The sequence below is a fragment of the Shewanella electrica genome (assembly GCF_022321485.1).
GTDB lineage: Bacteria > Pseudomonadota > Gammaproteobacteria > Enterobacterales > Shewanellaceae > Shewanella > Shewanella electrica.
Genome location: NZ_JAKOGG010000501.1, coordinates 1 through 254 on the forward strand (window position 1 = coordinate 1; position 254 = coordinate 254).

Annotated in this window: 1 protein-coding gene; it reads right to left on the reverse strand. The window is 44.1% G+C overall.

From position 1 onward, the window contains the following. A partial coding sequence (locus tag L9G74_RS24435) for a hypothetical protein (RefSeq protein ID WP_238898794.1) occupies window positions 1-190 on the reverse strand: 190 nt, incomplete at its 3' end. Between the last annotated feature and the right edge of the window lie 64 nt (window positions 191-254).

Below are 254 nucleotides of genomic sequence, written 5' to 3' on the forward strand. Positions count from 1 at the left end.
CCTCCCACTGCTGAGTCACTTCTTTTCCTTCCTCTTTGTCATCCCAATCATCCTCCCACTGCTGAGTCACTTCTTTTCCTTCCTCTTTGTCATCCCACTCTTCATTGATTTCAAACTCTTCAAACTCATCATCGTCTTCGAAGAGATCGATCTTGACGTCCTCAGTGACTGCTTTGGGTTCGGTCGCCATGGAAAAACAGATGATGTTGGAGTATAAACCCTATGAGCGAAGAATCTTGTATGTACTACTTTTG